A 13,932-nucleotide genomic window follows, 5' to 3' on the forward strand; every position below is an offset into this window, starting at 1 on the left:
TAGGATCACCGGATCGCTCCGCACCCCTTAGGAGAGTTGTGAGCCGTATCCGGCGCGTTCTCGCCCGCTCAGCCACCGTGTCCGCGCTGATCCTTGGCGGCATGACGATCTCGCCCGTCGCCCACGCGGGCGGATACGGCTGTGCCGGAAACCTCATCGATCAGCACCGCGCCGTCGCCTATCCAGGCCAGGTCCTCTACGGCTACTTCTACCTGTACTACGACCCGGCGACGGGACGGAACTGCGGGGTGATGGTGTCGAACACCGACGGTGGCTCCGGGGTGTCCAAGCCGATGGTTGCCGGGATCTACGTGTGCAACACCCCGCCCGGCACACTGTGCAATTCGGCCAGCACGTGGGACGAGGACGCCGGCAACTACAAGACCTTCGCAGGCCCCGTATCGGTCAACGCGGCCGGCAAGTGCATCTCCGTCGGCGGCTCGATCGAGTACGCGGGCCGCAAAGCCATCGTGGACACCGACAGCTACCACTGCGGGTAGCCCGCTCAGCGTCTTGGCGACCGCCGGCCCCCGGTGATCAAGCCCCGGCTATCCGATCAGCGCTCCGCCACGTAGAGGCTCTGCGCCCCCCGCCCGATCGGCCCCTTCTCGTCGTGCAGCCGGGAGTCCGCGAGGCCGATCCCGGCCGCGTCCACGCTCGTACGGGCCTCCACGCACACCCACTCGCCGACCGGGTGCCGGTGCAGGTGGACGGTGAGGTCGCCGTTGACGAAGACGAACCGGCCGAAGTCCATCACCGCGCTGATCCCGTTCCCCGAGTCGGCCGCCACCAGCACCCGGTCCAGCGGACGGACCTCCTCCCCCGCCACCAGCGGCACCCGCATCCGCATCCAGCAGGTCCCCGGCCCCTGCTCGACGAAGGCCCCCTCCGTGAAGCGGGTCTCCATCGAGGAGTGGTAGCCCGTCTCCCACGGCACGGGGAAGAACGGCGTCACCCCCACCTCACCCGGCGGCGGCAGCACCGCCGCCGGAACCACCGCCGGAACCGGCTCCGCGGCCACCCGGATCCGCAGCGCCCGCGCCAGCATCACCGGCGCCCCGCCCGCCGGAGCCAGCGCCGCCTCGATCACCTCGGTGCCGCGCCCGGAGCGCAGCACCGAGGTGGTCACCTCCAGCTCCGCGATCGGCACCGGGCGCAGGATCTCGTACGTGATGCGGGCGATCCGCATGTCCGCCCGCGCCCCCGGCCGCTCCTCGACGACCCGCCCGAGCAGCGCGGCCGGCGGGCCGGCGTGCTGGGAGCCCGGGTCCCACGGCCCGCGCGTCGCCCCGGTGGCCAGGAAGCGGCCTTCGCCGAGCCGCTCGTAGAACCCGTCTTCAGCATCCATGCCGCCGCACGCTACCCACAGGTAACCCCGGGCACCAGCCCCTCCGGACCCTCCCGCCGGCTCAGCGCGCGAAGCCGAGCCCGACCCCCAGCCCCACCAGCACCGACCCGATCGCCCGGTTCAGCGCCTTCTGCGCCTTCAGCATCCGCTCCCGCAGCCGCGAGTTGGAGAAGAACAGCGCCACCGCCCCGAACCACACCAGGTGCGCCGCCGCCATGAACAGCCCGTACCCCGCCTGCTGCCACCCGGACGTGCCCGGATCGACCACCTGCGTGAACGTCGACACCACGAACAGCGTCGTCTTCGGATTCAGCACGTTCGTCAGGAACCCCGACCGCAGCGCCCCCACCCGCGTCAGCCCCGGACCCGCCTCCAGGTCCACGGTCAGCTCCGCCCGCGCCCGGAACGTACGGATCCCGATCCACACCAGGTACGCCGCACCCGCCAGCTTGATCGCCGTGAACAGGGCGGTCGACGAGGCGATCAGCAGACCCACCCCGAGCATCGTGTACGACACGTGCACCAGCACCCCGGCCGCGACCCCCGCCGCAGCGAACAGACCCGTGGGCCGCCCGTACAGATAACTGTTCCTGACCACCATCGCGAAGTCCGCCCCCGGACTGATCACGGCGAGCAGGGTGATGACGGCAACTGCGATCACTTCTGTCATGCACGCGATGCTCCCCGCCCCCGCCACGCGGATCAAGAGACTCCGGAGACAATGAAGAGGTGTCCACCACCGCACTTCCCCTCCTCCAGGCCGACTGCTCCAACTGCTTCGCCCTGTGCTGCGTCGCCCTGCCCTTCGCCAAGTCCGCCGACTTCGCCGTGAACAAGGCCGCCGGCACCCCCTGCAAGAACCTCCGGCAGGACTTCCGCTGCGGCATCCACACCCGGCTGCGCGACCAGGGCTTCCAGGGCTGCACCGTCTTCGACTGCTTCGGCGCGGGACAGCAGATCTCCCAGGTCACCTTCGAGGGCCGCGACTGGCGCACCCACCCCGACACCCGCACCGCGATGTTCGAGGCCTTCCCCGTCATGCGGCAGCTGCACGAGCTCCTCTTCTACACCGCCGAGGCCCTCACCCGCCCCGCCGCCGCCCCCGTCCACCCGGCCCTGCGCACCGCCCTCGCCAAGACCGAGGCCCTCACCCGCGCCGACGCCGCCACCCTCACCGCCCTCGACATCCCCGCCCTGCGCCAGGAGGTCAACGCCCTGCTCCTCAAGACGAGCGAGCTGGTCCGCGCCGGGGCCCCCGGCCGCAAGAAGAACCACCGCGGCGCCGACCTGATGGGCGCCCGCCTCTCCGGCGCCGACCTGCGCGGGGCCAACCTGCGCGGCGCCTACCTGATCGCCGCCGACCTCAGCCGCGCCGACCTGCGCGGAGCCGACATGATCGGCGCGGACCTCCGCGACGCCGACCTGCGCGGAGCCGACCTGCGCGACACCCTCTTCCTCACGCAGGCCCAGGTCAACGCCGCCCGCGGCACCCCCGACACCCGCATCCCCGCACACCTCACCCGCCCCGCGCACTGGGCCGCGTAACTCCCCGCACCGGCACGGGCGGGCCCGGCACCCCGGCGCCCGCCCAGCACCCGTGCGCCCCTCACGCCTCCGTACGCTCCCCGGCTGCCCCGGCCTCCCCCTATTAGCCCGAACGGCCGCCCCTCACACGGCCCCGCGCACGCCGGGCCGACAATCATTGCCCGGGGTCACCCCCCGTGATACACAGAGTGACCTGCTCAGGGTGCGCATACGGGGCGCGGGCCGAGAGAACGGGTAAAGAGACCGGCCAAGTCGGCGACGGCGCCGGTTTCATCAGCGAAGATAGTGCGTGACCCCTGCCATCGGGCACGGGCTACCGGAACTACCCATACAGGGGCGGTGAGTTACATGATCCTGGCAGCCGAAAAGGGCGACATCACCACCATCATCGGCGGAATCGCCCCGAACTGGGGGCCGTTCGGCAGTCTCGGCAACGAAGCGAAGGTCATGATCGAGGTGGTCATGGCCGTCGCGATCCTCCTCTGCCTCGGCATCGCCATCTGGGGCGCCGCCAAGCAGCGCATCGGCGCGACCGCCCTGCGCGACACCTTCAGCGCGGAACAGGGCAAGGGCCTGATCGTGGCCGGCCTCACCGGAGTCTTCATCATCGGCTCCCTCGGCACCCTCTTCACGATCGTCTACGGGATGGCCGTCTAGCCGGACCGCAGCACCCGGCCGCACCCTGATGAGGAATCACCACACCGCGCCTGAGCGGGAACGAGCGCTACCGTCGAACGACGCGGAGGGGGCGGACACGCAATGAGCGACGACGACCAGTACGGCGGGGTCGGCGGCACGGGCCAGACCCGCACCCGCCTCCCGGACCCGCCCTCCGACCCCTACGGCGGCCCCCGCCGCACCCCCCGTTCCTCCCGCGGCCTCATCACGGTCGTCGGGGTCGTCGTCCTGCTCATCGCCGCCATCGCCTTCGCGAACCGCTCGGGCGACACCCCGGACACCACCACCTCGGACAAGGCCCCGGACACCACCTCGACGGCCCCCACGGGCACGACCCCGGTCACCACCAAAACGGCCGGCATCCCCAAGGGCTTCGCCCACGACGAACAGGGGGCCCAGTCGGCGGCCGCCAACTACGCGGTGGCGCTGGGCTCTGACGGCATGTTCAACAAGAACACCCGGCACGCCCTGGTGGACGCCATCTACGCACCACAGGCCGCCGCGGCCCTGAAGGGACCTCAGGACGCCGCGTACGGACCCGCCTTCCTCTCCAGGCTCGGCCTCGACGCGAACGGCATGCCGCCACAGGGCAACACCTTCGTGACCCGCACCATCCCGATCGGCACCCGCGTCGAGAGCTACAACCCCTCCTCCGCGAAGATCGCGGTCTGGTACACGGGCGTCATCGGCATGTCCGGCGAGAAGTCCACGGATCCGGTCCGCACCACCTGGAAGACCTGGACCTTCGAACTCAGCTGGGTGGCCGACGACTGGAAGGTCGTCAACGACACGCAGCAGGACGGACCGGCACCGGTTCCCGGCGACGTCCCCGTCTCGACGTCCGACGACATGAGCAAGGCCATCAAGGAGTTCGGAGGGTTCACCTATGCCCGCTAGCTTCCCGCGCAGGCTGGGCGTGATCGCTTCCGTGCACCTAGCCCTCGCCGCCCTGGCCACACGCGCCTACGCCGCCCCGACCCCCAGCCCCACGCCCTCCGGCACGCCCTCGGGCACACCCTCCGGCACCCCCGCCCCTTCGGGTACCCCCAGTCCTCAAGCGAGCAACGACCCCTGCGCCCTGCTGGACGGACCCGCCAAGCAGTACTGCGAAGCCGACAAGGGCACCGGCAGGGGAACAGGATCGGGGCTGGCCCCCAGTGACGGCGCGGGTGACGCCATCAACCCCCTGGCCTCCCTGGCCAAGGGCTGCGCCGAAGCCGCCGCCTGGATCGTCGGCAAGCTCAGCGAAGCCGTGAAGTCCACCGCCAACGTCGACTTCACCAACGCCGCCTTCCTCCAGCAGTACGCCGTCGTCTTCGCCGCCTCCACCGTCCTGACCCTCGTCCTGTGGCTCCTGGCCGTCGCCAAGCGCGCCATCCGCGGCGTCCCCCTCAGCACCGCCCTCTCCGAAGCCATCGGCTTCCTCTGGCTGACCGTCCTCGCCTCCGCCTTCACCCCCCTCATCCTCTACACCGTCGTCTCCGCCACAGACGGCATCACCGAGGTCATCGCCTCCGCCACCGGCAGCAAGACCGACGTCTTCTTCGGCTCCTTCTCCGACGCCCTCAAGAAGGGCGAGGACATCGGAGGCGGCCCGATCATGCTGATCGTCGTCGCCCTCGTCACCGTCCTCGCCGCCGGCGTCCTCTGGCTGGAGCTCGTCATCCGCGCCGCCCTCCTCTACGTCGGCGCCCTCCTCGGCACCGTCGTCTACGCCGGACTCGTCGACCGCAACATGTGGGGCCACGTCCGCCGCTGGGCCGGCATCATGATCGCCGTCATCCTCGTGAAGCCGGTCATCGTGATCGTCCTCGGCCTCGCCGGCGCCCTCGCCGGAGACAAGGGCCCCAACGCCTTCTCCGCCGTCGTCTCCGGCCTCGCCATCATCCTCCTGGCGATCTTCGCCTCCGCGATGATCTACCGCTTCGTCCCCGGCTTCGGCGACGAGATCGCCTCCGCCCGCTCCAACCGCAAGCAGGCCACCGACGGCGCCCAGGCCGCCGCCGTCATCAGCTCCCCGGCCTCCCTCGTCTCCCAGGGCATCAAGACCCACAGCAGCCGCGGCGGCGCACACCGCGCCAGCGGCGGCTCCGGCGGCGGCGACGCCAACCAGATCTCCGGAGGCATGGCCGCCCACAGCAGCCGCCGCTCCGGCAGCGGGTCCGGCGGCGGAAATGTCCCCTCCGCCGCACCCCCGCCCCGCACTGGCTCGAGTACGAGGAACACAGGAGGTGACGGGCGTTGACGACCCAGTCCCACCAGCTCCACCCGGTCGCGCCCCGCCGCACGTATCTCATCGGCCGGGCCCGGCCGAACGCGATCGTCGGCAAGAACCGCGAAACCGGCGAAATCGCACTGATCATCACCGGCGCCTTCTTCGGCATGATGAGCGGCCTGCTCGTCCCCGACCTCACCCTCCGCATCGTGAGCCTCGCCGGCTTCCCGCTGCTCGCCCTCGCCGCCGTGTACGTCCCCTACAAGGGCCGCACCTTCTACCGGTGGTTCGAGATCAGCCGCAGCTACAAGCGCACCCTGCGACGCGGCACCACCTACCGCTCCGGCGCCGTCGAAGCCGGCACCCGCGCCGTCGACGGCCGCGAGGTCGAGGTCGGCCCGCCCCCCGGCATCGGCCGCATCAACTGGCTCGCCGCCCCCTTCGGCCCCGACGAGATCGCCGTCCTCCTCCACGCCGACCGCAGAACCGTCACGGCCGCCATCGAGATCGAGGGCCCCGGCGTCGGCCTGCGCGACAGCGAGGACCAGGAAGCCCTCGTCGACCGCTTCGGCACCCTCCTCAAGCACGTCGCCAACGGCGACGGCTTCGTCACCCGCCTCCAGATGCTCGCCCGCACCCTCCCCGCCGACCCCGACGCCCACGCCAAGGACGTCGCCCAGCGCGGAGACACCAAGGCCCCCGTCTGGCTGCGCGACTCCTACGACCAGCTCCAGTCGATGGTCTCCACCTCATCGGAGCAGCACCGCGCCTACCTCGTCGCCTGCATGCACTACACCCGCGAGCTCGCCGCCGAGGCCAACACCATCGCCCGCGCCGGCAGCACCAAGGGCCGCAAGCTCGACCGCGACGCCGGCCTCGCCATCGTCATGGCCCGCGAGCTCACCGACATCTGCGCCCGCCTCGCCGAAGCCGACATCCGCGTCCGCCAGCCCCTCGGCCAGGGACGCCTGTCCTCCCTCGTGCACTCCATGTACGATCCGGACCACCCCATCGACCACATCCAGGCCATGACCAAGCGCAACGCCTGGCCCGCAGAGCTCGACGCCGTGGAGCCCACCTACCTCCAGGCCAAGACCCGCGAATCCTCCACCCGAGCCCCCTGGTGCCACGCCACCGCCTGGGTGAAGGAATGGCCGATGACCCCGGTCGGCGTGAACTTCCTCGCCCCCCTCCTCGTCCACACCCCGGACGTCATCCGCACCGTCGCCGTCACCATGGACCTCGAACCCACCGAGATCGCCATCGAGCGCATGCTCACCGAGAAGACCAACGACGAGGCCGACGCCTCCCGCGCCGCCAAGATGAACCGCACCGTCGACCCCCGCGACATCGCCGCCCACGGCCGCCTCGACCAGAGGGGTGAAGATCTCGCCAGCGGCGCTGCGGGAGTCAACCTCGTCGGGTACATCACGGTGTCCTCGCGTTCCCCCGAAGCCCTCGCCCGCGACAAGCGCACCATCCGCGCCTCCGCCGGCAAGTCCTACCTGAAGCTCGAATGGTGCGACCGCGAGCACCACCGCGCCTTCGTCAACACCTTGCCGTTCGCCACCGGCATCCGACGCTAGCTGGAGGGACCAGCCGCCATGCGAGATCCCATGTCCGCGCTGACGGACGCCTTCACCAGCTTCCTCTTCGGCAAGGTCGAGACCACCCGGCTGCCCGTACGCACCTCCACCGGCCAGGCCCAGGCCGTCTACCTGCCCACCGCCGCCCCCGGCCTCGGCGACTCCGGCGTGATCATCGGACGCGAGGTCTACAGCGGCAAGGGCTACATCTACGACCCCTTCCAGCTCTACGGCCAGCAGCTCCCGGCCCCCCACTGGCTCGTCCTGGGCGAATCCGGAAACGGCAAATCAGCCCTCGAAAAGACCTACGTCCTGCGCCAGCTCCGCTTCCGCGACCGCCAGGTCGTCGTCCTCGACGCCCAGGGCGAGGACGGCGTCGGCGAGTGGAACCTCATCGCCCAGCAGCTGGGGATAACCCCCATCCGCCTGGACCCCATCGCCGCCAACGACGACGGGATCCGCCTCAACCCCCTCGACCCGGCGATCACCACGACCGGACAGCTCGCGCTGCTCCGCACCATCATCGAAGTCGCCATGGGCCACGGCCTCGACGAACGCTCCGGCTTCGCCCTCAAGGTCGCCCACGCCTACGTCGTCGACACCATCACGGACCGCCAGCCCGTCCTCACCGACATCGTCGAACAGCTCCGCCACCCCGAAGCCGAATCGGCCCAGGCCATGAACGTCGACATAGACGACGTCCGGGCCTGGGGCCTCGACGTGGCCCTCGTCCTCGACCGCCTCGTCGACGGCGACCTGCGCGGCATGTTCGACGGCCCCACGACCGTCGGCATCGACCTCGACGCCCCGCTGATCGTCTTCGACCTCTCCCACATCGACCGCAACTCCATCGCCATGCCCATCCTCATGGCGATCGTCGGCGTGTGGCTGGAACACACCTGGATCCGGCCGGACCGCAAGAAGCGCATCTTCCTCGTCGAAGAGGCCTGGCACATCATCAACAGCCCCTTCGTCGCCCAGCTCTTCCAGCGCCTCCTGAAGTTCGGCCGCCGCCTCGGCCTGTCCTTCGTCGCCGTCGTCCACCACCTCTCCGACGTAGTCGACGGCGCGGCGGCCCGCGAGGCCGCCGCCATCCTCAAGATGGCCTCCACCCGCACCATCTACGCCCAGAAGGCCGACGAAGCCCGCGCCACCGGCCGCGTACTCGGCCTCCCACGCTGGGCGGTCGAAATCATCCCGACCCTCACCCCCGGCATCGCCGTCTGGGACGTCAACGGCAACGTCCAGGTCGTCAAACACCTGATCACCGAGACCGAACGCCCCCTCGTCTACACCGACCGCGCGATGACGGAGTCCTCCACCCCCCAGCAGCTCCCCGACGACCTGCTGGCCGCCGAACTCGAAGCGGAGGAACGAGCCCTGTACATCGAACGCCAGCGGGGCTCCGGCCCCGGATCAGCGACCACGGTGGCCTGACCATGCCCGACGCGAGACGTACGGAGCCCCCCGCGCGAGCCGGCGGCATCCCCGACGGGGTACTCGTCGGCCTCCTGGCCTTCCTCCTCGGCCTCGCCGTCCTCGTCTGGTCGGCCACCGGCCTCGCAGCCCTCTTCGCCAAGGGCTCCTGGCCGGCCACCGTCACCTTCACCCGCACCCCGGGGGCCGTCCGCGCCCTGATAACGCAACCCCACGACATCCCCGGCGCCTGGCCCGACACGGACCCGGCGGCGCTGTCGGGCTGGGGCCTGTTCTGGGGCCTGTTCATCAGCCAGCTGCTGGTCATGCTGGTCCTGACGATCTTCACCTTGGGCGTCGTCGCCCGTACGAAGGCCCGCCGCACCCCGGCCCGCCGGTACCCACGGGCCGAGCCCGACACGGACGCCGACGCCGAGCCCGACACAGCCCAGCCGGCCCCGGCGAAGGCCCGCCCCCGCACCCCGGACCGGCTCCCCGGCCCGGCCCGCACGGAGCCCCGCACCCCCTCACCGGCCCACGCCCCCTCACCGGCAGCGGCGCACGCCCCGTTCTCCGCCCCGGCCCCGGCACCGGTCCCCGCACCCGGAGCGGCACACGCCCAGGCACACTCACCCGCCGCCGGCACCCCGCCCCGCAGGCCGTCCCCGGCCCGCTACACCTCGCTCGGCGACACCCCCGCCCCCGCCAAGGACGCCTACCGCTACGGCTTCGGCTACGCCCCGGCGCGGCCCGCCGCCACCGCCCCGACGCCCCGCTTCGCCTACGGCGACCCGGCCGAACGCCACCACCTCGCCGCCCAGGCCCTCGCGGCCGCCGAGGGCGCCGCCCTGGTGGTCACGTCCTCCCCCGCCCTGTGGGCGGAGACCAAGGACGCCCGGGCGAAGCTCGGGCCGGTCCTCCTCTACGACCCCTCGCACCTGTGCGACACCCCGGCCCGCATGCACTGGAACCCCGCCGACGGCTGCGCCGACCGGGACACCGCCGCCGCCCGCGCGGTCGCCCTGCTGGCCCCCGTACGCCCCCAAGCCCGCCTGGACAGCGCCCTCGCCGACACCGCCGAGACCCTGCTGCGCAGCTGGCTCCAGGCCGCCGCCCTCGACGGCCTCCCGTTCAAGCAGCTGGCCCGCTGGGCCCAGGGCAACGGCGCCCAGGACCCCGTACGCACCCTGCGCACCCACCCGCAGGCCGCCCCCGGCGCCGCCGGCGAGCTGGAGAGCGCCCTCACCGCGCACCCCGAACGCCGCGAGCAGGCCCAGCAGCTGACGGCACGCGCCCTGTCCTGCCTGACCTCGATCCACATCCGCGAGGCGTGCAACCCGAACCGTACGGATTCCCTCACCCTGGCATCGTTCGCCGCCGAAGGGGGCACCCTCTACGTACTGGGCGAACCCCTGGAGGATCCGCGCACCAACCCGGGTGCGATGCCCCTCCTGACCGCCCTCGCCGCAGACGTGGTCGAGCACGGCCGCCGCATGGCCGCACGGTCATCCCACGGCCGGCTCGACCCACCACTGTCGCTGGTCCTGGAGGACGTGGCGGCCGTCGCCCCCGTCCCCCGGCTCCCGGACCTGCTCCAGGACGAGGCCCTCCCCCTCCTGGCGCTCTGCCGCAGCCGCGAACAGGCCCGCTCCCGCTGGCCGGAGTGGCCGACCGACGCCCGCTAGGGCCGGGCGATCACGTACTCGCATTCCTTCGCGGTCGGGTCGTCCGGCTTGGGGATCACCAGCCCGCTCGCCCGGAACCCGATCCGCCGGTAGAAGCCGCCGGCCCGCTCGTTGTGCTCGTGCACGAAGAGCCGTACGCGGTCCAGCACCGGCTCCTCCCGCTCCCAAACCCACTCCAGGGCAGCCGCGAACAGCGCGTCGGTCAGCCCGCTCCCCCGCTGCTCGGGACGGACGAACACGCCGACCACGTGCCCCTGGTCGGCCTCGACGACCTGCCCCAGGAAGTCCGTGTCACCCGCGGCCTCGATGAACATGGTGACGGACCCGTCCCACCGCCCGTCGGGCGCCTCGGCGATGAACTGCCGTACGTGCAACCCCTCCGCCGCGCCGGCGGCGCGGTCCTGCCAGAACTCGTCGGGCTTGGCGGCGGCCTCCTCGACGGTCTCCAGGAACGCCATCGACGCCGCGGGATCACTCAGCGCGGCGAGCCGCAGCTCCTTGACCTTCTGCCACTCCTCGGCCCGTACGGACCGGATCACATGCTGGTTCATAGCCGAATCCAAATGCCCAGATCACTGCGGGTCAACGTGATATCCGTGCCATGCATGAACCCTGAACGCAGAAAAGCCCCGCACCATAAGGTGCGGGGCTTTCCCACAATGATTGTTCGGCGGCGTCCTACTCTCCCACAGGGTCCCCCCTGCAGTACCATCGGCGCTGAAAGGCTTAGCTTCCGGGTTCGGAATGTAACCGGGCGTTTCCCTAACGCTATGACCACCGAAACACTATGAAGTTGAACTCAAGCCGGCAAGGCGAGTTCGTTACTTCAGAACTAACACAGTGGACGCGAGCAACTGAGGACAAGCCCTCGGCCTATTAGTACCAGTCAGCTCCACCCGTTACCGGGCTTCCACATCTGGCCTATCAACCCAGTCGTCTACTGGGAGCCTTACCCTCTCAAGGAGGTGGGAATACTCATCTTGAAGCAGGCTTCCCGCTTAGATGCTTTCAGCGGTTATCCTTTCCGAACGTAGCCAACCAGCCATGCCCTTGGCAGGACAACTGGCACACCAGAGGTTCGTCCGTCCCGGTCCTCTCGTACTAGGGACAGCCCTTCTCAATATTCCTACGCGCACAGCGGATAGGGACCGAACTGTCTCACGACGTTCTAAACCCAGCTCGCGTACCGCTTTAATGGGCGAACAGCCCAACCCTTGGGACCGACTCCAGCCCCAGGATGCGACGAGCCGACATCGAGGTGCCAAACCATCCCGTCGATATGGACTCTTGGGGAAGATCAGCCTGTTATCCCCGGGGTACCTTTTATCCGTTGAGCGACGGCGCTTCCACAAGCCACCGCCGGATCACTAGTCCCGACTTTCGTCCCTGCTCGACCCGTCGGTCTCACAGTCAAGCTCCCTTGTGCACTTACACTCAACACCTGATTGCCAACCAGGCTGAGGGAACCTTTGGGCGCCTCCGTTACCCTTTGGGAGGCAACCGCCCCAGTTAAACTACCCATCAGACACTGTCCCTGATCCGGATCACGGACCGAGGTTAGACATCCAGCACGACCAGAGTGGTATTTCAACGGCGACTCCACAACCACTGGCGTGGCTGCTTCAAAGTCTCCCACCTATCCTACACAAGCCGAACCGAACACCAATATCAAACTGTAGTAAAGGTCCCGGGGTCTTTCCGTCCTGCTGCGCGAAACGAGCATCTTTACTCGTAGTGCAATTTCACCGGGCCTATGGTTGAGACAGTCGAGAAGTCGTTACGCCATTCGTGCAGGTCGGAACTTACCCGACAAGGAATTTCGCTACCTTAGGATGGTTATAGTTACCACCGCCGTTTACTGGCGCTTAAGTTCTCAGCTTCGCAACCCCGAAAGGTCACTAACCGGTCCCCTTAACGTTCCAGCACCGGGCAGGCGTCAGTCCGTATACATCGCCTTACGGCTTCGCACGGACCTGTGTTTTTAGTAAACAGTCGCTTCTCGCTGGTCTCTGCGGCCACCCCCAGCTCACGGAGCAAGTCCGATCACCAGTGATGGCCCCCCTTCTCCCGAAGTTACGGGGGCATTTTGCCGAGTTCCTTAACCATAGTTCACCCGAACGCCTCGGTATTCTCTACCTGACCACCTGAGTCGGTTTAGGGTACGGGCCGCCATGAAACTCGCTAGAGGCTTTTCTCGACAGCATAGGATCATCCACTTCACCACAATCGGCTCGGCATCAGGTCTCAGCCTTAATGTGTGACGGATTTGCCTACCACACGGCCTACACCCTTACCCCGGGACAACCACCGCCCGGGCTGGACTACCTTCCTGCGTCACCCCATCGCTTACCTACTACCACCTTGGATCGCCGGCTCCACCACTTTCCTTTCCCCGAAGGGTCCGGAACGGCTTCACGGGCTTAGCATTAATGGATTCGATATTGGGCGTTTCAAAGCGGGTACCGGAATATCAACCGGTTGTCCATCGACTACGCCTGTCGGCCTCGCCTTAGGTCCCGACTTACCCTGGGCAGATCAGCTTGACCCAGGAACCCTTAGTCAATCGGCGCACACGTTTCTCACGTGTGTATCGCTACTCATGCCTGCATTCTCACTCGTGAACCGTCCACAACTAGCTTCCGCTGCTGCTTCACCCGGCACACGACGCTCCCCTACCCATCACAGCGGGCGTTGGCCCTATTGCTGCAATGACACGACTTCGGCGGTACGCTTGAGCCCCGCTACATTGTCGGCGCGGAATCACTTGACCAGTGAGCTATTACGCACTCTTTCAAGGGTGGCTGCTTCTAAGCCAACCTCCTGGTTGTCTCTGCGACTCCACATCCTTTCCCACTTAGCGTACGCTTAGGGGCCTTAGTCGATGCTCTGGGCTGTTTCCCTCTCGACCATGGAGCTTATCCCCCACAGTCTCACTGCCGTGCTCTCACTTACCGGCATTCGGAGTTTGGCTAAGGTCAGTAACCCGGTAGGGCCCATCGCCTATCCAGTGCTCTACCTCCGGCAAGAAACACACGACGCTGCACCTAAATGCATTTCGGGGAGAACCAGCTATCACGGAGTTTGATTGGCCTTTCACCCCTAACCACAGGTCATCCCCCAGGTTTTCAACCCTGGTGGGTTCGGTCCTCCACGAAGTCTTACCTCCGCTTCAACCTGCCCATGGCTAGATCACTCCGCTTCGGGTCTAGAGCGTGCAACTCAATCGCCCTATTCGGACTCGCTTTCGCTACGGCTTCCCCACACGGGTTAACCTCGCTACACACCGCTAACTCGCAGGCTCATTCTTCAAAAGGCACGCAGTCACGAGATACAGCAAGCTGCATCCGACGCTCCCACGGCTTGTAGGCACACGGTTTCAGGTACTATTTCACTCCGCTCCCGCGGTACTTTTCACCATTCCCTCACGGTACTATCCGCTATCGGTCACCAGGGAATATT

11 protein-coding genes and 2 rRNA genes (1 of these 13 cut by a window edge) are annotated in these 13,932 nt (G+C 68.5%); 8 read left to right on the forward strand and 5 right to left on the reverse strand.

Annotated features, from left to right (window positions below):
* The first annotated feature begins 101 nt into the window (after positions 1-101).
* A complete protein-coding gene (locus OG553_RS15480; protein ID WP_405979552.1) occupies positions 102-500 on the forward strand; it encodes a hypothetical protein in 399 nt (132 codons plus the stop codon).
* 56 nt (positions 501-556) lie between these two features.
* Here the strand turns inward: OG553_RS15480 and OG553_RS15485 are convergent, their stop codons facing one another.
* Both OG553_RS15485 and OG553_RS15490 read right to left on the reverse strand, forming a co-directional pair.
* A complete protein-coding gene (locus tag OG553_RS15485; RefSeq protein WP_405979553.1) occupies positions 557-1,348 on the reverse strand; it encodes a thioesterase family protein in 792 nt (263 codons plus the stop codon).
* A gap of 61 nt (positions 1,349-1,409) precedes the next feature.
* Positions 1,410-2,018, reverse strand: coding sequence for a LysE family translocator (locus OG553_RS15490; RefSeq protein WP_405979554.1), 609 nt, complete (start codon positions 2,016-2,018; stop codon positions 1,410-1,412).
* Positions 2,019-2,077: 59 nt separating this feature from the next.
* Between OG553_RS15490 and OG553_RS15495 the strand changes: the two genes are divergently transcribed.
* The 7 genes from OG553_RS15495 to OG553_RS15525 all read left to right on the forward strand — a co-directional run bounded on the left by OG553_RS15495 (position 2,078) and on the right by OG553_RS15525 (position 10,473).
* Positions 2,078-2,893 (forward strand): pentapeptide repeat-containing protein, encoded by an 816-nt coding sequence (locus OG553_RS15495; protein WP_405979555.1) that lies wholly within the window; start codon positions 2,078-2,080, stop codon positions 2,891-2,893.
* A 348-nt stretch (positions 2,894-3,241) separates the two neighbouring features.
* Positions 3,242-3,550 (forward strand): hypothetical protein, encoded by a 309-nt coding sequence (locus OG553_RS15500; RefSeq protein WP_008742356.1) that lies wholly within the window; start codon positions 3,242-3,244, stop codon positions 3,548-3,550.
* 102 nt (positions 3,551-3,652) lie between these two features.
* Positions 3,653-4,468, forward strand: coding sequence for a hypothetical protein (locus tag OG553_RS15505; protein WP_405979556.1), 816 nt, complete (start codon positions 3,653-3,655; stop codon positions 4,466-4,468).
* Positions 4,458-5,816, forward strand: coding sequence for a hypothetical protein (locus OG553_RS15510; protein WP_405979557.1), 1,359 nt, complete (start codon positions 4,458-4,460; stop codon positions 5,814-5,816). The genes OG553_RS15505 and OG553_RS15510 overlap by 11 nt, the downstream gene beginning before the upstream one ends.
* Positions 5,813-7,372 carry an SCO6880 family protein gene (locus OG553_RS15515; RefSeq protein ID WP_405979558.1) on the forward strand — a complete coding sequence of 520 codons (1,560 nt, stop codon included), beginning with the start codon at positions 5,813-5,815 and terminating at the stop codon, positions 7,370-7,372. Before OG553_RS15510 ends, OG553_RS15515 begins: the two co-directional genes overlap by 4 nt.
* An 18-nt stretch (positions 7,373-7,390) precedes the next feature.
* On the forward strand, positions 7,391-8,809 hold the full coding sequence (locus OG553_RS15520) for an ATP-binding protein (protein WP_401255927.1): 1,419 nt from the start codon (positions 7,391-7,393) through the stop codon (positions 8,807-8,809).
* 2 nt (positions 8,810-8,811) lie between these two features.
* Complete coding sequence (locus OG553_RS15525; protein WP_405979559.1) at positions 8,812-10,473, forward strand: type VI secretion protein; 1,662 nt, start codon at positions 8,812-8,814, stop codon at positions 10,471-10,473.
* Here OG553_RS15525 and OG553_RS15530 read toward each other — a convergent pair.
* The 3 genes from OG553_RS15530 to OG553_RS15540 all read right to left on the reverse strand — a co-directional run.
* On the reverse strand, positions 10,470-11,024 hold the full coding sequence (locus OG553_RS15530) for a GNAT family N-acetyltransferase (protein WP_405979560.1): 555 nt from the start codon (positions 11,022-11,024) through the stop codon (positions 10,470-10,472). The two genes, OG553_RS15525 and OG553_RS15530, sit on opposite strands and share 4 nt — an antisense overlap.
* 114 nt (positions 11,025-11,138) lie before the next feature.
* Positions 11,139-11,255, reverse strand: a 5S ribosomal RNA gene (gene rrf, locus OG553_RS15535).
* Positions 11,256-11,329: 74 nt separating this feature from the next.
* Positions 11,330-13,932: ribosomal RNA gene (locus OG553_RS15540) — 23S ribosomal RNA — on the reverse strand (it continues 516 nt past the right edge of the window).

Source organism: Streptomyces sp. NBC_00158 (assembly GCF_045160885.1).
Lineage (GTDB): Bacteria > Actinomycetota > Actinomycetes > Streptomycetales > Streptomycetaceae > Streptomyces.

Excerpts from the sequence above, each read along its gene's own strand:
- OG553_RS15480 (WP_405979552.1), top strand. The coding sequence starts at position 102 with ATGACGATCTCGCCCGTCGCCCACGCGGGCGGATACGGCTGTGCCGGA.
- OG553_RS15485 (WP_405979553.1), bottom strand. The coding sequence starts at position 1,348 with ATGGATGCTGAAGACGGGTTCTACGAGCGGCTCGGCGAAGGCCGCTTC.
- OG553_RS15490 (WP_405979554.1), bottom strand. The coding sequence starts at position 2,018 with ATGACAGAAGTGATCGCAGTTGCCGTCATCACCCTGCTCGCCGTGATC.
- OG553_RS15500 (WP_008742356.1), top strand. The coding sequence starts at position 3,242 with ATGATCCTGGCAGCCGAAAAGGGCGACATCACCACCATCATCGGCGGA.
- OG553_RS15505 (WP_405979556.1), top strand. The coding sequence starts at position 3,653 with ATGAGCGACGACGACCAGTACGGCGGGGTCGGCGGCACGGGCCAGACC.
- OG553_RS15510 (WP_405979557.1), top strand. The coding sequence starts at position 4,458 with ATGCCCGCTAGCTTCCCGCGCAGGCTGGGCGTGATCGCTTCCGTGCAC.
- OG553_RS15520 (WP_401255927.1), top strand. The coding sequence starts at position 7,391 with ATGCGAGATCCCATGTCCGCGCTGACGGACGCCTTCACCAGCTTCCTC.
- OG553_RS15525 (WP_405979559.1), top strand. The coding sequence starts at position 8,812 with ATGCCCGACGCGAGACGTACGGAGCCCCCCGCGCGAGCCGGCGGCATC.
- OG553_RS15530 (WP_405979560.1), bottom strand. The coding sequence starts at position 11,024 with ATGAACCAGCATGTGATCCGGTCCGTACGGGCCGAGGAGTGGCAGAAG.